We start from the raw sequence: 22,907 nt of genomic DNA on the forward strand, positions 1-22,907 counted from the left end.
CTCTTACCTCCTAACTAAGAAAGCTTTCCTATTCTTCATATAAAAAGCCGATTTCATACTACAGAAATCGGCCTACGTTTTAGCAGGAAAATTATTGCGAATCGTTTCAAGCGCATGCTCTTTCACAATTTGTTTTCCATACTCACTTACACGATGAATTGTTAAAGTTGATTCTTCTCCATATTCTAAAATAATACTTAAAATACGATCGATTTCTTCTTCATCATGTAGCACTTCATCGAATTCCACATATACATAATAGCGGTCCTCAAATGAATACAGCTCATCTTTTATATCTTCAAAGATAAGACGATGACTTAATGAAATGACATCTTCAAAATCATTAAATTTAATTAAAAAGCCAAACGTACCATCTTCATTAAAGTTTGTTCCTGTTTGTTCTTCTACCTCTTCGACTAATTCTTGTTGGAATAATGATTCGATGCCTTCATCTAGAGGAATATCTATAATTTTGTCTACCCCTATCGGTAGTTCCAGCTTTTGTCCGTCCTTTGAAAGCTCTGCTTTCGTGACAAGTACTTCAATCCCTTTATCGACTGCTTGCACTTGAATCCATAACGGTCCATCAATAAAGAAATCGTCATGATCACGAGCTTCGTCCATCATCTCCCAAAAGAGCTCTTCACTTCGTTCGCGATCATACCAAATTTCTTCACGATTAAATCCTCTATCCTCTATATCAATGTACGTAATAAAAAATTTCATCGTATGATCATTAATTCTTTCAATATCCAAAATACAACTCTCCCTTCCTGCTTAGAATTGTTATGAAGGGATTCCCCACTCATATGACAAATCAATAGATTCTTGTACTCTCATTTTATGATAAGATTCTCCAGAATGGAAATAAAATCGATTTATTTTACAAAAATAGTTATATGCCTATCTTTACTCGATAAACTACATAAATATATTATTATAGCGATTTCTTACTTACAAAAAATTTGGACATACATTTCCACATTCCCCCGTACACTGTAATAAAGTGAAACTTCTATTAGAAGAGATTATTTAACAACAACTTTCTTCATCACATACATATAGTTCGCTTATTAAAACATCATAAATGGAGGCAGACGAATGGACTTAGAGTTTTTAACATCCGTACTAATGATTGTCGGTATCGATGTTGTATTAGGTGGTGACAATGCAATCGTCATCGCACTAGCTAGCCGAAATTTACCTGAATCGAAACGAAATAAGGCTATTTTGATCGGTACTCTTTTAGCGATTGTACTAAGAATCATCCTTACTATACTAGCTGTCTATTTACTCGACATTCCATTTCTACAATTGATTGGCGGGGTTTTACTTACATTAATTGCAGTCAATTTATTAACCGATAATAGCAACGATCTTTCTTCTATTCAAGGAAAAACAACTTTATTTCAAGCTGTGCGGACAATTGTTTTCGCGGATCTCGTTATGGGGTTTGATAATGTTATTGCCATTGCAGGTGCAGCTCACGGGAGATTTTTACTCGTCATAATCGGCTTACTCATTTCTATCCCGATTATTATTTGGGGCAGCAAACTTATTTTAATACTTATGGAACGATTTCCATTCCTCATTTATTGCGGTGCAGCGATTCTTGCCTATACTGCAGGAAAAATGGTTACACATGAAGACAGACTTGCAACCTTTTTTCATAACAATCCAAGTTTCACTACAAGCATTCCTTATTTGTTCATTTTCACTATTTTATGCATCGGCTTTATCGTACAACAAGTTCGATTACGCAATGTGAAACATTAAAAAAAACCTTCTACTATATAATAGGTAGAAGGTTTTCATATTATTATAATTAATTTACAAGACGTTGTGCTTCACGTAATTGGAACGTTCTTACTGTACGTGGTAAGAAACGACGAATTTCGTCTTCGTTGTAACCAACTTGAAGGCGTTTCTCGTCAATCATAATTGGACGACGTAAAATCCCTGGATAGTCACGAATCATCTTATATAAATCTTGAAGTGGTAAAGACTCTAAGTTTACATTCAATTCTTGGAAAACTTTCGAACGAGTAGAAATAATCTCATCCGTTCCGCTTTCTGTCATACGTAAAATCTCTTTAATTTCCTCAATCGTTAATGGATCTGAGAAAATATTACGTTCTGTATAGGGAATATGATTTTCCTCTAGCCATAATTTCGCCTTTCTACAAGACGTACAGCTTGGAGAACTATATAATGTTACCATACAAAGCTCACTCTCCTTAAAGAGTACAAATTCTGTACTAAATACAGTTTTAATTTCTAACTTCAGCAATTTTTCGCGATAACTTGTCTTATTGAAAAGTACAAAAATCGCATTTCATGTAAGCAACAACTTATAATAAACAACAATTACTTTTAATAAGTAACTTCTATAATCATTATACAATAGATTTTGCAAGAAATATACAGTAAATTTCCTGCTAGTTGAGAAAACTCTTCCGTGTATTTCACTGCTATGTAACATGATTACGCTCACTTCAGCTGTACTTTAACAATAACTTTCAATCCTTTTACTACTCACTTCTCATGGATTTTTCATATAATATATAGTTATTTATCTATAATCTTCCCTATGAAAAAGAGAACGTTTTCTTACTTTTTCTTGATAAATCAATTAAGAAATGTAAGACTATACAAATGAGAATGAAAAGGAACATTTGTTCTTATTTTAACAAATATCCTCCCTCCTGTCTACACGATTTCTAAAGTAAATTAAATATTTTTCTGACATTTCTTTCTTTTTCATTTTTTATCTCATACAATAAACATACAGACAGGCAAAGGGGGAGTTTTCAAATGATTGCTTTTTTTATTGATTTTATTACGGTTGCTGCCCTCATCATCGGAATAACAGCATTGATTGGTGTCATTACAAATAGCATCGGCGAAAAGCTCTTTGGTGGAAAAGAAAAAATGAAGTTTGTTAACAAAAGTTTGGATGTACAATCTGGCTGGAACCAAGTTGGCGGAAAAGGCATTTATAAGAAACGAACGTATTAAAAAAAAAGCAGGCGATCACCTGCTTTTTTTTTATTTCTCTACTGACGCCCATTTAAAGCTTAAATCGCCGCCATATTTATGGTTATACATATTTTTAATTGAATCTCTTTGTAAATATGCTCTACCACGTTGATATACTGGAACGATCGCAGCATCATCAAGTAACATTTTTTCTGCTTCTAATAAGTTCTTCCAACGAGCATTTACATCGCTTCCATCTTTTTTCGCCTTCATAATGATTTCATCGTATTTTGGATTAGAGTACTTCATCTTATTTTGTGACCCATCTGTTACAAACATATCAAGATATGTAATTGGATCTGGGAAGTCCGCACTCCATCCAGAGAATGACATGACATAATCGCCCGCATCTTCTAATTTTAGTTTTTGTGCGAATGGTTGTTGTTTAATTTTTACTGTTAAACCTGGTAAATTCTTTTCTAATTCACCTTTTAAATATTCACCAGTTTTCTTTGATAACTCTACATCTTCATTTAATAATTCTAATTCGATTTCATTTTTACCAAGTTCTTTTTTACCAGCTTCCCAATATTTCTTCGCTTCTTTCACGTTTGGTTTTACAATATCCCCGTTTACAGCACGGAAATCTTTTTTATCTGGTCCTTTAATGAAGTTATCAGGAATTAATCCTGTTGCTGGCTTAGAACCGTTATTTAATAATGTATCCACGAATGGCTTACGGTCAAAAGCAAGTGAAATTGCTTTACGAATATTTTTATTTGCTAAAGCTGGATCTTTTTGATTTAAACGAAGGAAGAATACAGATGTATCTTCTACTGTTTGGAAATCTGGTTTTCCTTTATATTTATCAATAAACTCCGCTAATAACGACGCTCGATCAATTGCATTTGTTTCATATAAGTTAATTGGCGTAGATGTATCTTTTACAATATTAAAGTTTACTTCTTCAATCTTCACTTCTTTATTGTCCCAATATGACGCGCTCTTTGTCATTTTAAAGCTACGTTCATGTTGCCAATCACTTAATGTAAATGGTCCGTTATAAAGCGTTGTATTCGCTTCCAAACCAAACTTCGTACCTTGCTCTTTCACAAACTTTTCATTCACAGGATAGAAGATTGGATATACCATTAAATCTACAAGGTATGGAATTGAATTATCTAATTCCACTTCTAATGTATAATCATCAATCGCCTTTACCCCTAATTGATCCGGACTCATCTCTTTTTTATTAATTTTCTCTGCATTTTTTATATCATACATAATGTACGCTGATTTCGCAGCTGTATCTGGGTTAATCGCTCTTTGCCATGCGTATACGAAATCTTTTGCCGTCACAGGATCACCATTTGACCATTTTGCGTCTTCACGTAATTTAAATGTATATTTTTTACCATCTTCTGATTTTTGGAATTCCTTCGCTACACCAGGAACTAGCTTATCATCTTTTCCTAAACTGTATAAGCCTTCCATCGTATTACCCATTACTCTTGAAGAAACTGCATCAGCTGATAACGCTGGATCCATCGTTGGAATTTCTTGCGTTTCAATTAAGTTAATAACTTGCTTCGCACCGCTTTTCCCGCTATCCCCTTTTGCGTTCGCTTGCGGTTCATCTTTTTGGTAGCTACATGCCCCTAACATCATGCTCATTGCTACTGTTGATACTACAAAAACTGGCATCTTTTTTTTCATACTTCCACCCTCCATAAAAATGTTAGCCCTTTCATTTTCAAACAGAAAGAAATATATATATGTTCTAATAATTCATATTATACACACAAATATATTTTTTGTATATTTATATTTCTATTTCATTAAAATTTCCTGTTAAAAAAATAAATCTTTGTAAACGTTTCATATTGCTGATTATTCTTACTAAAGTGTTAAAAACAATATCTTTTATACTTTTCTAAATTATCAGAGAAAAATGAATTTTATATCTCATAATACTTTATGTATAATTATCCTTTTGTTTTCATCATAAAATAGCACTCTCTTCATAATAAAAATATGTAGGCTAAAATGAGTGCAAAGGTTAAGAAAGTATGTTACGATACATTTTGCTAAAAATAGATATCGGTAAAGAGGGGACGGACATGGCAGCAATTCAGGCAAAAAACGGGCCTACTGAGAAATTAAGTTTATTCTTATTAACATGGCCTATTTTTCTAGAAGTTTTTCTTTTTATGTTAATGGGGATCGCTGATACTTTCATGTTAAGTGCATTATCAGACGATGCTGTATCTGGGGTTGGTGCAGCGAATCAATACCTCCATATCGCTATTTTGGTACTAGAAGTCATCGGGAACGGCGCAGCTATCGTCGTATCTCAATACCTCGGTTCCAAACGCTTTATGGAAGCATCTAAAATATCAGCATTAGCCGTCACATTAAATTTAATAGTTGGGCTCGTTATAAGCGCTGGTTTTCTTTTATTTTCGAAACATATGATGCTCGCAATGAACTTACAAGGCGATGTACTAACGTATGCGCAAAACTACTTATCTATCGTCGGAGGAGCCATCTTCCTACAAGCTATTATTAACTCATTAGCCGCAATTATCCGTGTACACGGTTTCACAAAGCAAGCGATGTTTATTTCACTCGGAATGAATATGATTCATATCGCTGGAAACTACGTACTCATTTTCGGGAAATTTGGTTTCCCTGAGCTCGGTGTACAAGGGGCTGCCATTTCTTCTGCTGTCAGCCGACTTATAGCGCTTATTGTTTTCTTCTGGTTACTATACCGCGTTATGGAATATCGTGTAAAATTACAATATTATTTCACCTTATCAAAAGAATATATCGGGAAAATTTTAAAAATCGGGATTCCATCTGCTTTTGAGCAAGTTATGTATCAAGCTTGTCAAATTGTCTTCTTATACTATGCAACATATTTAGGAACGGAATCGTTAGCGGCTAGACAATACGCTACGAACATTTCTATGTTCACTTATTTATTCGCTATTGCAATTGGTATGGGAACAGCCATTATTATTGGCCGCCTCGTTGGTGGTGGCGAAAAAGATGAAGCATACGAACGCTTGTGGAAAAGTGTAAAATGGGCGATTGGTGTAACTTTATGTATGGTCGCTCTCGTTATTACATTCCGTACACAATTAATGGGACTGTTTACAGATAATCCGTACATTATCGGGTTAGGCGCAAGTGTTCTTTTACTAAGTGTACTACTTGAAACGGGACGTACGATGAATATCGTCATCATTAATTCGCTTCGTGCAGCTGGTGATGCAAAATATCCTGTTTTAATCGGTGCATTCTCTATGGTGTTAATGAGTTTACCACTAGGTTACTTTTTCGCCTTTCATTTAGATATGGGGCTCGTTGGTATTTGGCTAGCAATCGCCATCGACGAATGGACACGTGCCATTATTATGTTCTTCCGCTGGAAAAGTAGAGCATGGGAGCGTTATGCACTTGTTAAACCTGAAGAACAAGAGGAGAATGTTTCTGTTCAAGTTCAGTAATTTTGCATATGGATATCACTAATGATACATGAGATTTATATCGGCGATTCTTTAAATACATCGACTGACCGACAAATGTATACAATTCTTTTATATAGTAGAAAAAGAGCCATCCTTCCTGAACTGCACCCCAATTGTTAGACACAGTCTAACAATTGGGGGTGCAGTTTTTCTATGGCTAAATTTACAGCTGATGAAAAAATACAAATCGTTCTACGTTATTTGAACGGAAATGAAAGTTATCGAGAAATGGGTAGATCGCTCGGTATAAGTGACACAATCATTTTGAATTGGGTAAACCAATATAAACAGAATGGTCTGGAAGCTTTTCTAAAACGATGTACAAATTACACACAACAATTTAAACTAGACGTACTAAACTTTATGATTGAAAACGGTATGTCCTTATTTGAGACGGCAGCTATCTTTAATATTCCTGCCCCTTCAACGATTTCTGTTTGGAAAAAACAGCTCGAAACACAAGGAATTGATGCCCTTCAATCTAAGAAAAAGGGGCGTCCATCCATGAAAAAAGATTCAAATAAACAAGTAAAACAACCTTTAGCTGAAGGATCAGTCGAAGCACTTGAAGCACGCATTAAACAGCTTGAGATGGAAAATGAGTACTTAAAAAAGTTAAATGCCTTAGTTCAAAACAAGGAAAAATCACAAAACAAGACAAAGCGCAAGTAGTCTATGAATTAAGGCATAAATATTCGGTGAAGGCACTCGTGGAGCTAGCTACTATTCCTCGAAGCACGTATTATGATTTAGTAAAGAAAATGAATCGTCCAGATGTAGATGCCGATTTGAAAGCTGAGATTAAAGCGATTTATGAGGAAAATGAAGGTCGTTATGGTTATCGTCGCATTCGTGATGAATTAACGAATCGTGGCCAGAAAGTGAACCACAAGAAGGTTCAGCGCATTATGAAAGAGCTTGGGTTAAAGTGTGTTGTGCGTATGAAGAAATATAAATCCTATAAAGGAAAAGTCGGTAGAATTGCACCTAATATTTTAGAGCGTAAATTTCATACAGATGCACCGAATCAAAAGTGGGTAACAGACATCACAGAGTTTAAATTGTTTGGAGAAAAACTGTATGTATCACCTGTATTAGATTTGTATAATGGTGAAATTATTACCTATACAATTGGTTCTAGACCGACGTATTCGCTTGTTTCAGACATGTTAGAGAAAGCATTGGAACGTTTACCTGAAACCCACCAGCTACTGATGCATTCGGATCAAGGATGGCATTATCAAATGAGACAGTACGTCCGGACACTTGAATCAAGAGCTATCGTCCAGAGTATGTCTCGAAAAGGCAACTGTTACGACAACGCAGTAATAGAAAATTTCTTTGGGATTATGAAGTCGGAGTTCCTCTACATAAAAGAATTTGAAAATGTAGAGCACTTTAAAATAGAATTAGAAAAATATATAGATTATTATAATACGAAACGGATTAAGGCAAAATTAAAAATGAGCCCGGTACAATACCGGACTCACTTTTATCAAGCTGCCTAATGAAATAACCGTGTCTAACTTTTAGGGGTCACTTCATCCATAACAGAAGAATGGCTCTTTTTCTTATTGATAAATCTCTTTATATTTCTTGTACTCCGCTTCCGAACATAGTACGAAATGTCCCGGGCGAATTTCACGCATTGTTGGTGCTTCACTACCATAATTATGCTGTGATGGATCATATACGATACGTTTACGATTGCGCTCATAATCTGGATCTGGAAGTGGAATCGCTGATAATAGTGATTTCGTATATGGATGAATTGGATTCGCATATAATTCATCACTTGTTGTTAACTCAACGATTTGGCCACGGTACATTACACCAATACGATCACTAATGTATTTTACCATTGATAAATCATGGGCGATGAATAAGTATGTTAAACCTTTTTCTTTTTGTAACTTTTTCAGTAAGTTTACAACTTGCGCCTGAATCGATACGTCAAGTGCTGAGATCGGCTCATCGGCAATGATAAATTCTGGGTCTACAGCAAGCGCTCGAGCGATACCGATACGCTGACGTTGTCCACCTGAGAATTCGTGTGGGAAACGGTTTGCGTGCTCTTTATTTAAACCAACTGTGTTTAATAGTTCATGAACACGGTCCATGCGCTCTTTTTTACTTTTCGCTAATCCGTGAATATCAATACCTTCTGCGATAATATCCCCTACTGTCATACGAGGATTTAATGATGCGTATGGATCTTGGAAAATCATTTGCATTTTACGGTTGAATTTCTTCAGTTCTGCGCGTGATTTCTTACCATGTACGTTTTCACCATCGAACAATACTTCACCAGCAGTTGCATCATATAAACGAATAATCGTTCTTCCAGTTGTCGATTTACCACAACCTGATTCTCCTACAAGACCAAATGTTTCTCCGCGGTAAATATCAAATGAAATATCATTAACCGCTTTGACAACACCACCACTCACGTCGAAGTGCTGCTTTACATTTTTTACTTCAATTAATTTCTCACGTTGTTTAGTCATGTTGTTCACCTGCTTTCATTTGAAGAATGCGTTTTTCAACGACTGCTGGCGGTTTTACTTCTGGAGCTTGCTCGTGAAGTAACCAAGTTGCCGCATAGTGCGTATCACTTACTTTAAATAAAGGTGGGTCCATTTCAAAATCAATTTTCAGTGCCTGTGGGTTACGTGGTGCAAAAGCATCTCCCTTTGGTGGCTTCAATAAATCTGGAGGCGTTCCAGGGATTGCATATAACTCTTCTTCTGAACCATCTAAACTTGGCATAGATGCGATTAAACCCCAAGTATATGGATGTTTCGGATTGTAGAAAATTTCATCTACAGTTCCAATTTCAACAACTTTACCAGCGTACATAACTGCCACTCGGTCCGCAACGTTTGCTACTACACCTAAGTCATGCGTAATGAAAATGATTGCTGCTTCTGTTTTTTGCTGAATGTCTTTCATAAGTTCTAAAATTTGCGCCTGAATCGTAACGTCTAGCGCTGTTGTCGGCTCATCGGCAATTAATAATTTCGGGTTACAAGCTAACGCCATCGCAATAACTACACGCTGTCTCATACCACCTGAGAATTGGTGAGGATATTGTTTTAAACGAGCTTCTGGATTTGGAATACCTACAAGGTCAATTAATTCTAAAGCAACTTTACGTGCATCTGCTTTACTCATCCCTTGGTGTTTAATTAGACCTTCCATAATTTGATTTCCAATTGTCATCGTTGGGTTTAATGATGTCATTGGATCTTGGAAAATCATCGCGATATCTTTACCGCGTACTTGCTGCATTTCTTTTTCTGTTAATTTCGTTAAGTCACGACCTTCAAATACGATTTCACCATTTTTAATGCGTCCAGGAGGATTCGGAATTAATCCCATTAACGCTTTAGAAGTAACTGATTTCCCTGAACCAGATTCTCCTACAATCGCCAATGTTTCTCCTTTTTTCAAATCAAAAGTAACGCCGCGTACAGCTTGTACTTCACCTGCATGTGTATCAAAGGAGACTTGTAAATCTTTTACCTCTAACAATGTTTTCATCTTTGCCTCTCCCCTCTTTTACTTACGCATTTTTGGATCTAACGCGTCGCGTAATCCGTCTGCCATTAAGTTAAACGCTAAAATTAATATACTGATGACAACCGCAGGGATGAACATCATATGCGGATACGTTTGAATAGATTTATAACCATCATTTACAAGAGAACCTAGTGACGCAAATGGCGGCTGAATTCCTAAACCGATGAAACTTAAGAACGCTTCACCAAACACCGCTGATGGAATTGTAAACATTGTCATTACGATAATAGGTCCCATTACGTTTGGAATTAAATGTTTCACAATTAATTGTGTATTTGTTGCACCTAATGTACGAGATGCTAATACATATTCTTGGTTTTTTAACTTTAAGATTTGTCCACGAACAATACGCGACATCCCTATCCAACCTGTAATCGCCATCGCGAGTGTAATTGACCAAATACCAGATCCCATAATGATTACCATTAAAATAACGATGATTAAGTATGGAATACCGTTAATAATCTCCATAATACGTTGCATAATGTTATCTACTCTACCGCCGTAGAATGCTGAAATACCTCCGTATGCAACCCCAATTACTAAGTCAATTGCTGCTGCTAAAAGAGCGATATATAATGATACGCGTGTACCTTCCCATGTTCTTGTCCATAAGTCACGGCCAAGATCATCTGTACCAAACCAGAAGTACTCTTTAATATCACGTTTTTCATATTGGTCAACACCATATTGATCTGTACCGTCAAATGGTAACCAATGAACATTTTCAATAACTGGAATTTTTGGTGGTAATTTCGCTCGACCTAAATCTTGCTCTTTATACGAGTGTTTACTTACCATCGGTCCAAAAATCGCTAATAGTGCAATGATAACTAATAATACAAGGCCAAGCATCGCACCTTTATGTTGGAATAAACGTCTTCTTACATCTTGCCAAAACGTTAGGCTTGGACGGGCAATGACTTCATTATCAACATTATTTTGATTGGCTTGTTGAAATAAATCTGGAGATAATTTTTGTACATCTTTCATCATTTTTTCCCTCCCGCTAAACGAATACGAGGATCAATAATTCCGTATAAAATATCGACAATGAAAATAACTAAAATGAAGATTGCACTATAGAAAATCGTAGTTCCCATAATAACTGTATAGTCATTTAAAGTAATCGATTTAACGAATTGTTCCCCAAGTCCTGGTACAGCATAAATTTGCTCGATAACAAGTGTTCCTGTAATTAATGCCGCCACCATTGGTCCTAAAATTGTTACAACTGGAATTAACGCATTACGAAGTGCATGTTTGACAATAATAACGCCTTGGCTAATTCCTTTCGCTTTCGCTGTTAAAATGTAATCGGCTTGCATAACTTCAATTAATTCTGCACGAGAGAAACGTGCGATTGTTGCGATAACTCCCATCGATAATGCAATTGTAGGCATTACAGTAAACTCTGGTCCTTTCCAGAATGCTACTGGGAACCAGCCAAGTTTTACCCCTACGAAATATTGCAGTAATGCGGCGAATACGAATGATGGTACCGACATTCCGAGTACCGAAATAACTGTTGCACTATAATCTACCCACGTATTATTACGAAGTGCGGCAACAATACCTAAAATTAAACCGATAAATGTTCCTAATATAATCGCTTGTAAACCTAATTGGGCTGATGGTCCAATACGATCCACAATCATGTCTGTTACTGGGCGGTTATCATATTGGAATGATACCCCTAAATCACCTTTTGCTAGGTTACCTAAGTAACGTGCGTATTGAACTGGTACCGGATCATTCAATCCGTATTTTTCAAGAATGATTTCTTTTTGTGCCGGTGATAGCTTCTCCTGGTTTTTAAGCGGAGAACCCGGAAGTAATTTCATCAAAAAGAAAGTCAGTGTAGTAATTAAAAATAATGTCAAAGCCATGTACACGAAACGTTTTAATACATAACGTCCCATATCAAGCACCTCCCCGTTTTTCTCAAAAGCAATAAGATAGTTTAAAATATTCTTACTTTTATTTTTTTAAAATAAGAGCATATGCCCATCATAGGCATATACCCTTGTAAACGATGGAAAAAAAGATTATTTTTGTTCAACAGATGCCCATTTGTAAGTTAATTTACCACCATAGTTAATTGGGATAATATCTTTTACGGCACCTTTTACTACATACGCTGAACCTTTTTGGAAGATTGGAGTGATAACTGCATCCTCTTTAATTAACATCTTCTCTACTTCTAGAAGGTTGTCCCAGCGAGCTTGTAAATCTTTTGTATCTGTTTTAGCTTTTAGGATTAACTCATCATATTTCTGATTAGAATACCCTGTTTTATTTTGAGAACCATTCGTAACAAACATATCTAAATATGAGATTGGATCTGGGAAATCTGGTCCCCAAATACCAAACGCAATATCATATTGCTGAGAATCTTCTAATTTATTTTTTTGTGCGAATGGTTGCTGTTTAATTTTAATTGATAAACCTGGTAAGTTCTTTTCCATCTCACCTTTTAAGAATTCCCCAACTTTTTTAGCATCTTCATTATCAAAGTTTAAGAATTCTAGTTCGATTTTATCAGTTCCAAGCTCTTTCTTCGCTGTTTCCCAAAGCTTTTTCGCTTCTTTTGGATTTGTTTCAACTAGCTTTCCATTTTCAGCTCGGAAATCTTTTTTATTCGGACCTTCAGCGAAATCTTTTCCAACAAATCCGTAAGCTCCAATTGCACCGTTATTTAAAATAACTTTTGCAATGTTATCACGGTCAAAGGACATTGAAATTGCTTTTCTTAAGTTTTTATTACTTAAGTACTGATTACTTTGATTAAATCTTAAGTAAGCAACCCCTGCTTCTTTTCTTGTTTGGAACTCTGGGCTTTTTCTAAACTTATCAACAAATTCAGACGTTAAAGCCGCTCGATCAATCGCGTTTGTCTCATATAAATTTACATCAGTTGCTGTATTTTTTACAATATTAAAGTTGATTTCTTCGATTTTAACCGTTTTATTATCCCAATATGAAGGATTCTTCTTGAATTGGAAACTTTGTTCATGTTTCCAATCACTCATAACGAATGGACCGTTATATAATGTTGTATTTGCCTCTAAACCAAATTTATCCCCTTGTGCTTTTACAAAGTTTTCATTTAGTGGGTAAAATACTGGATAAACTGTTAAATCGATAAAGTAAGGAACGGGATTGTCTAATTCTACTTCTAATGTATAATCATCAATCGCTTTTACACCTAATTGGTCAGCAGGTAATTCTTTTTTATGAATTTTCTCTGCATTTTTAATATCGAACATAATGTACGAATACGTTGCTTTTGTATCTGGATTTACTGCTCTTTTCCATGAATACACAAAATCTTTAGCTGTTACAGGTTCCCCATTCGACCATTTCGCATCTTTTCTTAATTTAAATATGTATTTCTTCCCATCATCTAGCTTTTCGACATCTTCTGCAACTCCAGGCATTCTCTTTTGATCTTTGCCAATACGATATAAACCTTCCATCGTATTATTTAATGCTGTAGAAGATGAAGAATCAGATGCCAATGATGCATCCATTGACGGAATTTCAGATAACTCTGTTAAATTAAGAATCTGTTTTCCGTTACTACTACTCGTAGCGTTCTCTTTCCCTTTTGCTTTTGCGTCATCTTTTTGGTAGCTACACGCGCTAAGCAACATACTTGCAGTTAAAGTTGATGCAAGTAATAACGGTATCTTTTTCTTCATGTTGTGTTGCCTCCCCTAATTGCACTTCCTGTACCCTCACTTGTTAAAAAGTAGAATTGAAAGAATAATCTCCAAGTTTCTACAATTTTCATTATACATATAATATAACAATTGTGAATATAGTTTTTTGTTTTTTTGTTAAAATTTTTAATAAAATATTTATATTTTAAATTTTTCGTAAAGGGATACATTAACATTGCTACCATCATCTTAAAATCAGACCTTTAATTGCGTATAATTTTCAAAAAATTAATCCTAGTACTTATTATAGCTTTTATAGTATAATAATTCTAGTAATATTTTGACGGAGGGGAATATTTTGAATAAAGTTTTTTTTCATACTTGTATACTAATTTTTATAGCGATGATTGCTTCTAGTATTGGTGCATTCCTCATTTCATCTCAATTTTTGTTGAACTTTGTCAACATTTTGTTTTATATTGCACTGTTTTTTATTCTTATCGGCGGTTTTTTATACATATTTCAAAATGGTTTTTTCAATGTAACCATTTACGCATTCCAAAGAGTATTTGGTACGAACAAAAAGATTGACTCTTTAATTGAAGAAGTCGAGGAACCTACAGATAAGAAAGAACGTATTTATAAAACATATTCATTCAAATGGACATATCCAATTTGTATTACAGGTATCTTCCTTGGGTTGTTCTCGACCCTCATTAGCTTTACTATTTTGATGTAGTTTGCAAACACTATCCCATATGATATAATAATCAGCAAAACATTTTGTTATAAAACTTTAGTTCTTTCATATTAAAAGAGCTCAAGTAACAATAAATAAATTTATATGTATGCGATGATAAAGAAGAGTACATATTGAGGCAATTTCAGAGAGCTTGTGGTTGGTGTGAACAAGTAATTGTACAGTATGGAATGGGCTTTTGAGCACCAAACCGAAAGTAGTAGGCTTTGGCGTTATATCCAAACGTTATTATGGATTAGAGAGATTTCACAGTAGTGAAATAATTAGGGTGGTACCACGGTCCATTCGTCCCTATAGTTTTTGGGATGAATGGGCTTTTTTGTTTGCCTTCTCTTCCCCACATCACGCATTCTATTTTAGGAGGAATTACTTATGTCAGTTATCTTTTCTGGTATTCAACCAAGTGGAACGATTACACTTGGAAACTATTTAGGAGCAATGAAGCAGTTTACAGAGCTTCAAAATGAACACGACTGTTATTTCTGTATTGTAAACCAACATGCGATTACAGTACCTCAAGATCCCGTCGGGCTTCGTAAAAACATCCGCAGTCTTGCTGCACTTTATGTAGCATGCGGCATCGATCCTGAAAAAGCTACTTTATTTGTACAATCAGAAGTACCAGCACACGCTCAACTAGGATGGATCATGCAATCTGTTGCTTACGTTGGAGAATTAGAACGTATGACGCAATATAAAGATAAAGCTTCTGGTAGAGATTCAGTTCCAGCTGGATTACTTACGTATCCACCATTAATGGCTGCTGATATTTTACTTTACAACACTGAAATCGTGCCGGTTGGTGATGACCAAAAGCAACATATCGAATTAACACGTGACTTAGCAGAGCGTTTCAACAAACGTTACCGCGAAATCTTCACAATGCCTGAAATTCGCATTCCAAAAGTAGGAGCTCGCGTTATGTCATTAACAGAGCCTACGAAAAAAATGAGTAAATCTGATCCGAATCCAAAATCAATGATTAGTATGCTTGATGAGCCAAAAACAATTGAAAAGAAAATTAAGAGTGCTGTAACTGACTCTGAAGGTATTGTGAAATTTGATAAGGAAAACAAACCTGGTATCTCTAATTTATTAACAATCTACTCTTCATTCTCTGGAAAAACAGTTGAAGAAATCGAAGCAATGTACGAAGGAAAAGGATACGGCGACTTCAAAGGCGACCTAGCGCAAGTAGTCGTAGAAGCTATTCGTCCAATCCAAGACAAATATAACGAACTAATCAACTCACCAGAACTAGACGAAATCCTAGACAAAGGTGCAGAAAAAGCAAACCGCGTTGCATTCAAACAACTACGCAAAGTAGAAAACGCAATGGGACTAAGCAGAAAACGTAGGTAACATATAAAGCGGAGGCAGCTCGTTCAGCTCTGACTGGATAAGGTTCTTTCGCATAGAAGACGCTTTTTGTCTTCTTATGCGGAAGGTTCTTAGACACGAAGAGCTCGCTGCCGGAGCTGGATTTCTACAAAAAGCGGAGGCGACTGCTTAGCCCTGACGGCTAAGGTTCTTTCCCACAGAAGGTGCTTTTTACCTTCTTGTGGGGAAGGTTCTTAGACGCGAAGGGTTAGGAGCCAGAGCTGGATTTCTACAAAAAGCGGAGGCGGCTCGTTTAGAATGTGAGGGGGATGGAGCTCCTGACGTAGAGGCGCTTTTTGCCTCGCAGGAAGGCGCGAAGCCACCGAACATTCTTGCCGCTGGAACTAGATTTCTACAAAATTAAAAAACCGCCAATTGGCGGTTTTTTAATTTACCTTTTGCTCATTTTCCATTTCCCATAACTTTTCAAAAAATGGCTGTCCTTTTACGAGACGCTCGCATAATTGTTCGTGCTTATCAGACCAGCCAGCTTTCGCTTCATCATACAGCTTAGCCCAAATATCTTCAAATTCCATATGTTGAACCATTCCATATGCTGATGGATCCCACTCTGTGAACCAATAGCGAATTTCTGCTGTGTTTTTCGTTGTATGTAATTGATCTAACGCCATAAATAATAATTGTTTTAGCTGTCTTTCTTTACGAGTCAAGCCATTCATAATGAAAGGCGATGGTGATAAAATATGATGTTCTTTTTCTGTTTCTTCTACTTGGAACTCATACTTTTCTGCTTGTACGTTTTCTACCATCTCATATACCATCTGCTCTTGGCGTGGTATAAGTCTACTTTTGCGAATTGGTACATTATAACCAATTGTGTCAATCGCAATAATTCCTTTTCCATCTGTAACAACAAAGCAATACTCTTGCTGCAAACGTTCATGATTTTTACGAATATAAGCCTTATGATGTACGTCTTCCAGCATTTTTTGCGGAAGCTCTAACAATTCGTTCTCGATGTAATGATATAATGTGGCATCTACTTTTAATAATGGCACTTGATCTAATAGCTCAATCGTATCATCTTTCCGCCATTCGTAAAAATGACAAACGTTATACCCATTTTCTTCACCTTCAAACCAATTTACCCATACATCATGTAGATATAACATTCACTACCCCTCACTTCACTACTGTTTGTACCAATCATTATGTTCATTTTTGCTTAACTTTATTCCACTTGAGGAAATATATTCTAATTATTATTTTTTCTTCTATTAATACTAAAAAAACAGGAAATAGAATTCCTGTTTTTTTATATATGAAATGTATTTGCTTTATTCAATATTTCTTTTGCATCTATAGATAATAAAGAAAGTGTATCTTCTCCTTCCAAAGTTACACAATCTTTGACAATATGAAATCCAAGCGCATAGCCAAGCATCTTCGGATAAGAGTGAAAGCCATTTAATAAGATGTCATGTTCCCTTGTTCCTCGTTTTATACTTATTCTTTCATGTACAACATTTTTCCAATAATAAACAGCCTCTTCTTGTGAAAGATACGCCGTCCACGGTGCATTGTTTTTTTCTGTATACCTTTCTGTTACTGCTTGTTCCGCTAGCCCTTCCATAATCATCGTATCAAGTAATGTATATTCTGTTTCTTTCGTCTCAATTTGATGTAACCTGCATATGTGATGATATTCATGCGCCAATAACACTTTTAATTCTTCTACCGAATTCCGCCCACATACGAATAAGAAAATAACATGACGCATAGATAATCCAGCCCTACCGTTATACTCTTCTTGTACAGTTCGATTATAGGAATCTGATAATAAAATAAAGACAGGGACATCTGGACCTTTTAACCAATTTTTCAGTTTATCATACTCCAGGCTCAATTCTTTCCAAATTTCCTTTTCCTCTAATTCTTTAATTTCCTTTTCTCCGCGCATGATCGGGCGATACATCCCTTTTGAAATTAAAAAGCGATACAACCTTTCTTTTGGCAACGGAATATACTTCGTAAATTTCTCACAAAGTTTTTCTGGCCGTCCATAATATAAATGTAGCCATTCAGCTGTTTCAACAATCCCCATCTTTATCCCTCCTTTTTCTTATGTATATGCTACAGGAGAAAAAGGCGTAAAAATAAATAAGGAGTTTTTTCGCAATCTATTGCGAAAAAACTCCTTATTTCATCGATTATTTATACGATTTAAATACTAACACTGCGTTATGACCACCAAATCCTAATGAGTTACTTAATACTGCATTTACTTCTTGGTGTCTCGCTTGATTTGGTACGTAATCTAAGTCACATTCTGGATCTGGTGTCTCATAGTTAATTGTTGGAGGAATTACTCCGTCTGTAATTGATTTAATAGAGAAAATCGCTTCAACAGCACCAGCTGCTCCTAATAAGTGACCTGTCATTGATTTCGTTGAGCTAATCGCTACTTTATACGCGTGCTCGCCGAAAGTTTCTTTAATTGCCATCGTTTCATATTTTTCATTCGCATCAGTACTTGTACCGTGCGCATTAATGTAATCAATATCTTCTGGCTGTAGGCCTGCATCAGCTAAAGCTTGACGCATTGCACGCACTCCGCCTTCCCCACCAGGAGCAGGCATTGTAATATGGAACGCATCTCCAGTTGCACCATAACCAGCAATTTCCGCGTAAATGTGAGCACCGCGTGCTAATGCGTGCTCTAATTCTTCAAGAATTAGAATACCTGAACCTTCACCCATTACGAAACCGCTACGGTTTTTATCAAATGGACGGCAAGCCGTTGCTGGGTCTTCATTAAATGTTAATGCTTTCGCTGAGCTAAATCCTGCGAATGCCATACTTGTTAGCGGCGCTTCTGCTCCGCCTGTAATCATTGCATCAGCATCACCACGCTGAATTGCTTTAAATGCATCACCAATTGAGTTTGCACCAGATGCACAAGCCGTTACAGAACAAGTGTTAATTCCTTTTGCTCCTGTTGCGATTGATACTTGACCTGCTGCCATATCTGGAATCATCATCGGCACGAAGAATGGGCTCACGCGGCGTGGGCCTTTCTCAGTAAAAATCTTAAATTGTTCTTCGTATGTTTCCATACCGCCAATACCAGATCCAATCCATACACCAATTCGAGGTCCGTTTTCTTCTGTAATTTCAAGCTTTGCATCTGCAACTGCCATTTTCGCTGCTGCTACTGCATATTGTGTAAAGCGATCCATACGGCGCGCTTCTTTTTTATCAATATATTTCTCGACTTCAAAGTCGTTAATTTCCGCTGCTACTTTTGCTGGAAATAGTTCTGGATCAATTCTTGTAAGTCGCCCGATTCCAGATACACCCTTTTTAATGTTTTCCCACGCTGTTTCAACATCTGTTCCGACCGGTGTAACAGCTCCTAGTCCTGTAATTACGACCCTCTTTTTTTCCATACAAAATACACTCCTTTTTTTCTCTCAGTCCTTATTTACCCCAACGAAGAGCGACTGCTCCCCATGTTAATCCGCCGCCAAAACCAACAAGTATAATTAAATCACCGTCTTGAATACGTCCGTTTTGCAATTCCTCTACCATTGCAATCGGAATTGAAGAAGCTGATGTATTACCGAACTTCTCAATCGTCATACTCATTTTTTCTTGTGGTAAATTTAACCTCTCTCTTGCAGATTCCATAATACGAATGTTTGCTTGATGCGGTACTAAGAAATCCACATCTTCTTTCGTAAGACCAGCTTTATCTAAAACGCGAAGACAAGAATCACCAAGTTGACGAACGGCAAATTTAAACACTTCTCTGCCATTCATCATAACATACTCGTCTTGATAAAGGTGCTTGCCGCCACTTCCGTCTGCTCCTAATTCAAAAGATAGAACGCCTTTACCTTCTGAAACAGCTCCCATTACGACAGCACCGGCTCCGTCTCCAAATAGTACTGCTGTATTTCGATCGTTCCAGTCTACAATTTTAGATAGTTTATCACTACCAACTACTAATACATTTTTATACGTTCCTGTTTGAATAAATTGCTGCGCTGTAATCATTCCGTACATAAAACCAGCACATGCTGCACTTAAATCCATTGCGGCTGCATGTTTCGCTCCTATTGCTTCTTGAATTACACAAGCAACTGCTGGAAAAGCACGATCTGGTGTTACTGTTGCTACTAAAATAAGATCGATATCCTCTCCGCTAATTCCTGCATCTTCAAGTGCTTTTTTAGAAGCCTCTACGGCCATATATGAAGTATCTATTGTATCATCGGCAATGCGTCTTTCTGCAATTCCCGTTCTCGTACGAATCCATTCATCGGATGTTTCCATTATTTTCTCTAAATCGTGATTTGTGACTACTTTTTCTGGCACATATCTTCCGATCCCTAAAATGCCCACGTTCACATCGCAGCCCTCCGTTTTATATCAATTATTATGACTTGGTACTAATTTTAAAACATAAATGTATTTTTGTCTAGAATATATTTCGCATAAAACAGAAAGCTAACGCATTATTCACGTTATTTTTCATTAAAAGAAATAGAAACATACCTCTCAAATATAAAAAGACTCAAACCGCTTCTATTTACAGTTCGATCCTCTCTTTCATCTAAAAAGATGCTTTTTATTCTTTATCTGCTTTCCTTCTAAACTAGAGAGTTCTCCTCACTACTTTTCCTTTATCCTCTTCATATCTCTGGTTTTCCCCCAGGCGAGAATAAAAAAGGCCCTGACCGCTTCTATCCACGGTTCGGGCCTCTCTTCCATCTTAAAAAGATGCTTTTTATTCTTTTTATTCTTTATCTGCTTTCCCGAGCTCATAGGCCTCGTTCATAACTTTCATTAACAACTCTAACACCGGCTGTGCCTTCTCCATATCAAGTGCAATTCCATTATCATCTAAAATTGCCTTTGCTTCCGGTAAATGCTTCATTGCGATTTGTAAAAACTGCATGCTTTTTTCGTTCATATTATGCTCTTCCTCTCCATTAAAACTTTCACATACAATAGTGTAACACGCGTACTACCCTTCGTATAACTCTTTATATTTTTTCATGTGTGCCAGTTGCTTATTTAAACCGTATTCTAACGGAGTATTTCTTTTTATTGAAATTACCTCGATAGCCTCATCTCTTACTTCGTTATTATTTTTATTTACTTTATCATCCGCGCGTAAAAGATTCATACCTTTTTCCCATAATGACTGTTTACCACTAAGTAAATTGTATATACCAAGATGCGCCCCGTTCGTTCCATTTTCCCATAAGTATTCACATACATCTTCAACGTAAAGTAAATCATTCCCCTTTTCCTCAATCGTACAACGGCACTCTTTTTCACCTAATTCTGATAAAATAAGCTGATGAAACATCATAAAGGACGGTTGCCACGGTCCATATAATGTTGGAACTCGAAATACACTATATTGTAAATTCCCTTTTTTCAATCCTTCTTCTACTTTCAAAAATAGTCGCTTATTTTCGGATTCATCTGTACTGCCTACTTCAATAGAAGAAATTAAGTTTAACTTCACTTTTTGTTCTTCACACATTCTTATAATTCGCTTTAAATATTGTAATATGACTCTTTCATTCCGAAATCCACTTTGCTGATTTGGCTCATATAAGCAAAAGTAAACAGTATCGAATCTCTCTTCCTCAACCGATCTCCATCCATCTTCATCTCTTATCGAATAATACGTAAATAATTCATTTCGCCCAATTAATAATAACTTCTCTTCATTAATTTTCGTCATACTATCGAATTCATCAAAATCAAGACCATACACTTCCACTTCTTCTTCAATCATTTTATTTACAAGGTGATAACCTACAAACGTAAGTGCACCTACAATTAGCACGCGTTCCATACCACCAACCCTTTCCCTCTGAAACAAATAGCTCCTCATTTATGTATATGGGAGCTTCATAATTCTTCTTCATATTTTTTAAAGAAATCGGTCGTTTGCCTAACCATTTTATATTTCACATCTTGCAGATGGAACAAGACAGAAGTATCACATTGATTTAGTTGCCTCATTTTCTCATATCTACGCAACTGCTGTTTTCTTCCTCTTTTTTCTTGTGTTGATACGAAAATTTTAACAGGTACACAAGATGGAAGAAGCGTAAATGATTTCTTATTTATTTTTGATTCTAATTCTTCTTCTTTGGCATCATACGCCAAACTTAATTCCTTCACGAGTCTCTTGTAAAAAAACTTATGCTCTTTCTCAAACTCCACATATTCTGGTAAATCTAAACACGGATTTAACATAATGACAGAGCGTATACACTCAGGGTATTTGTTCATCATTTCGAGTGCTACAAGTGCTCCCATACCATCTGCCATAATGTGCATTTTCGCATTCAATGTCTCTTTTCTCAACACAACGTCATATAAACGTTTCGCTAGACGAACAGATTGGTCGTTTCCCCAATGTCTTCCGTATAAATTAGAAGAAAAGACTGTGTAGCCTTGCTCAATAAGGCCATGTAAAAAATAAGATCTACCCGCATGCTGTGTCCATAAACTTGTACCATTCTCAATAAAGTAGTTATAATCACCGAGGAGCATAACAGAAAATCCATTTGGCTTCTCCGGTAAATAAATGACACATGGTTCTTTTTCTAAGTAAAAAAAACGTTCCGTAATACTCATTTTTCCCCCGCCTTATTTTCTAAACATATAAAACCACTCTTTTATAATGTATGAACGGAATGCAAATTTGCGTTGAAAAATCTACAAATATTTTTCTATATTCTTTTTTCAATTGTGTTACAATAAGGACAGATTGAACGAATAGAGGTGTAAAATATGCGTTTCATTTGGGCATTAATTTGGTCGTTCTTACTTGTACATATGATGAGCTATGTAATCGGCTCTATGACTGGCGGTACATACGACTTTAACCAAGCGTCTATTTTCTCAGTTGTTCTTGCTGTGTTAGTACTAGCAATTTCAGCTGCAATTCCAAACGAGCCAGTAGAACAACACTAAAAAAAGAGTCCGGATTTTATCCGAACTCTTTTTTAT

General features: G+C 36.1%; 23 protein-coding genes and 1 other annotated feature. Of the genes, 8 read left to right on the top strand and 15 right to left on the bottom strand.

All coding sequences use genetic code 11. The features are described 5' to 3' along the window. Window positions 1-72: 72 nt before the first annotated feature. On the bottom strand, window positions 73-756 hold the full coding sequence (gene mecA / locus ACTFSL_RS03185) for an adaptor protein MecA (RefSeq protein WP_000350713.1): 684 nt from the start codon (window positions 754-756) through the stop codon (window positions 73-75). Window positions 757-1,101: 345 nt separating this feature from the next. On the opposite strand from mecA, the gene ACTFSL_RS03190 reads away from it, so the two are divergent. Next, window positions 1,102-1,776 carry a TerC family protein gene (locus tag ACTFSL_RS03190; RefSeq protein ID WP_000362607.1) on the top strand — a complete coding sequence of 225 codons (675 nt, stop codon included), beginning with the start codon at window positions 1,102-1,104 and terminating at the stop codon, window positions 1,774-1,776. Between the two features lie 49 nt (window positions 1,777-1,825). On the opposite strand, the gene spx is transcribed toward ACTFSL_RS03190, so the two are convergent. Further along, the gene (gene spx / locus ACTFSL_RS03195) at window positions 1,826-2,221 is read right to left on the bottom strand and encodes a transcriptional regulator Spx (protein WP_000258267.1); all 396 of its coding nucleotides are present in this window, start codon (window positions 2,219-2,221) and stop codon (window positions 1,826-1,828) included. Window positions 2,222-2,814: 593 nt separating this feature from the next. Here spx and ACTFSL_RS03200 point away from each other — a divergent pair. Next, window positions 2,815-3,018, top strand: coding sequence for a hypothetical protein (locus ACTFSL_RS03200; protein ID WP_000559971.1), 204 nt, complete (start codon window positions 2,815-2,817; stop codon window positions 3,016-3,018). A 30-nt stretch (window positions 3,019-3,048) separates the two neighbouring features. On the opposite strand, the gene ACTFSL_RS03205 is transcribed toward ACTFSL_RS03200, so the two are convergent. After that, complete coding sequence (locus ACTFSL_RS03205) at window positions 3,049-4,695, bottom strand: peptide ABC transporter substrate-binding protein (RefSeq protein ID WP_000728609.1); 1,647 nt, start codon at window positions 4,693-4,695, stop codon at window positions 3,049-3,051. A gap of 353 nt (window positions 4,696-5,048) precedes the next feature. Between ACTFSL_RS03205 and ACTFSL_RS03210 the strand changes: the two genes are divergently transcribed. Together ACTFSL_RS03210 and ACTFSL_RS03215 are read left to right on the top strand one after the other, a co-directional pair. Further along, entirely contained in the window at window positions 5,049-6,494 is a 1,446-nt protein-coding gene (locus tag ACTFSL_RS03210; protein ID WP_002164600.1) for an MATE family efflux transporter, read from the top strand. Between the two features lie 174 nt (window positions 6,495-6,668). After that, a protein-coding gene (locus ACTFSL_RS03215) for an IS3 family transposase (protein WP_440041156.1) occupies window positions 6,669-8,023 on the top strand; the annotation gives its coding sequence in 2 pieces (ribosomal slippage) (window positions 6,669-7,122 and window positions 7,122-8,023; 1,356 coding nt in all). Between the two features lie 63 nt (window positions 8,024-8,086). Here ACTFSL_RS03215 and ACTFSL_RS03220 read toward each other — a convergent pair. The 5 genes from ACTFSL_RS03220 to ACTFSL_RS03240 form a co-directional block, all read right to left on the bottom strand. Beyond that, a complete protein-coding gene (locus tag ACTFSL_RS03220) occupies window positions 8,087-9,022 on the bottom strand; it encodes an ABC transporter ATP-binding protein (protein ID WP_000166348.1) in 936 nt (311 codons plus the stop codon). Continuing rightward, window positions 9,015-10,058, bottom strand: a complete 1,044-nt coding sequence (locus tag ACTFSL_RS03225; RefSeq protein ID WP_000854346.1) for an ABC transporter ATP-binding protein — start codon at window positions 10,056-10,058, stop codon at window positions 9,015-9,017. Before ACTFSL_RS03225 ends, ACTFSL_RS03220 begins: the two co-directional genes overlap by 8 nt. An 18-nt stretch (window positions 10,059-10,076) precedes the next feature. Next, entirely contained in the window at window positions 10,077-11,093 is a 1,017-nt protein-coding gene (opp3C, locus tag ACTFSL_RS03230) for an oligopeptide ABC transporter permease (RefSeq protein WP_000974106.1), read from the bottom strand. Beyond that, the gene (gene opp3b / locus ACTFSL_RS03235; RefSeq protein WP_000534167.1) at window positions 11,090-12,019 is read right to left on the bottom strand and encodes an oligopeptide ABC transporter permease; all 930 of its coding nucleotides are present in this window, start codon (window positions 12,017-12,019) and stop codon (window positions 11,090-11,092) included. The genes opp3C and opp3b overlap by 4 nt, the downstream gene beginning before the upstream one ends. Before the next feature lie 126 nt (window positions 12,020-12,145). After that, on the bottom strand, window positions 12,146-13,801 hold the full coding sequence (locus tag ACTFSL_RS03240; protein ID WP_000727217.1) for a peptide ABC transporter substrate-binding protein: 1,656 nt from the start codon (window positions 13,799-13,801) through the stop codon (window positions 12,146-12,148). A gap of 319 nt (window positions 13,802-14,120) precedes the next feature. Between ACTFSL_RS03240 and ACTFSL_RS03245 the strand changes: the two genes are divergently transcribed. From ACTFSL_RS03245 to ACTFSL_RS03255, 3 genes are all read left to right on the top strand, one after another. Then, complete coding sequence (locus ACTFSL_RS03245) at window positions 14,121-14,501, top strand: DUF3899 domain-containing protein (RefSeq protein WP_001044997.1); 381 nt, start codon at window positions 14,121-14,123, stop codon at window positions 14,499-14,501. A 105-nt stretch (window positions 14,502-14,606) separates the two neighbouring features. After that, window positions 14,607-14,818: a binding site (T-box leader), on the top strand. 76 nt (window positions 14,819-14,894) lie between these two features. Next, complete coding sequence (trpS, locus tag ACTFSL_RS03250) at window positions 14,895-15,884, top strand: tryptophan--tRNA ligase (protein WP_000110982.1); 990 nt, start codon at window positions 14,895-14,897, stop codon at window positions 15,882-15,884. A 199-nt stretch (window positions 15,885-16,083) separates the two neighbouring features. After that, window positions 16,084-16,266: a hypothetical protein gene (locus ACTFSL_RS03255; RefSeq protein ID WP_440041157.1), complete on the top strand. Its 183-nt coding sequence runs from the start codon at window positions 16,084-16,086 to the stop codon at window positions 16,264-16,266. A gap of 22 nt (window positions 16,267-16,288) precedes the next feature. Here ACTFSL_RS03255 and ACTFSL_RS03260 read toward each other — a convergent pair whose 3' ends face one another. From ACTFSL_RS03260 to ACTFSL_RS03290, 7 genes are all read right to left on the bottom strand, one after another. Further along, window positions 16,289-17,035, bottom strand: coding sequence for a YjbA family protein (locus ACTFSL_RS03260; RefSeq protein ID WP_050252206.1), 747 nt, complete (start codon window positions 17,033-17,035; stop codon window positions 16,289-16,291). Window positions 17,036-17,178: 143 nt separating this feature from the next. Beyond that, window positions 17,179-17,967: a DUF2268 domain-containing protein gene (locus tag ACTFSL_RS03265; protein ID WP_000513279.1), complete on the bottom strand. Its 789-nt coding sequence runs from the start codon at window positions 17,965-17,967 to the stop codon at window positions 17,179-17,181. Between the two features lie 106 nt (window positions 17,968-18,073). Beyond that, the gene (gene fabF / locus ACTFSL_RS03270) at window positions 18,074-19,312 is read right to left on the bottom strand and encodes a beta-ketoacyl-ACP synthase II (RefSeq protein ID WP_000412656.1); all 1,239 of its coding nucleotides are present in this window, start codon (window positions 19,310-19,312) and stop codon (window positions 18,074-18,076) included. Window positions 19,313-19,343: 31 nt separating this feature from the next. Beyond that, window positions 19,344-20,276, bottom strand: coding sequence for a beta-ketoacyl-ACP synthase III (gene fabH, locus ACTFSL_RS03275; RefSeq protein ID WP_001100547.1), 933 nt, complete (start codon window positions 20,274-20,276; stop codon window positions 19,344-19,346). A gap of 388 nt (window positions 20,277-20,664) precedes the next feature. Further along, window positions 20,665-20,841, bottom strand: coding sequence for a ComZ family protein (locus ACTFSL_RS03280; RefSeq protein ID WP_001986215.1), 177 nt, complete (start codon window positions 20,839-20,841; stop codon window positions 20,665-20,667). A 54-nt stretch (window positions 20,842-20,895) separates the two neighbouring features. Continuing rightward, window positions 20,896-21,768: an NAD-dependent epimerase/dehydratase family protein gene (locus ACTFSL_RS03285; protein ID WP_440041158.1), complete on the bottom strand. Its 873-nt coding sequence runs from the start codon at window positions 21,766-21,768 to the stop codon at window positions 20,896-20,898. Window positions 21,769-21,797: 29 nt separating this feature from the next. Continuing rightward, complete coding sequence (locus ACTFSL_RS03290; protein WP_000028712.1) at window positions 21,798-22,532, bottom strand: hydrolase; 735 nt, start codon at window positions 22,530-22,532, stop codon at window positions 21,798-21,800. Between the two features lie 156 nt (window positions 22,533-22,688). On the opposite strand from ACTFSL_RS03290, the gene ACTFSL_RS03295 reads away from it, so the two are divergent. Further along, window positions 22,689-22,871: a YjzD family protein gene (locus tag ACTFSL_RS03295; RefSeq protein WP_001211116.1), complete on the top strand. Its 183-nt coding sequence runs from the start codon at window positions 22,689-22,691 to the stop codon at window positions 22,869-22,871. Window positions 22,872-22,907 lie beyond the last annotated feature (36 nt).

The sequence above is a fragment of the Bacillus cereus group sp. MYBK108-1 genome (assembly GCF_051917185.1).
GTDB lineage: Bacteria > Bacillota > Bacilli > Bacillales > Bacillaceae_G > Bacillus_A > Bacillus_A cereus.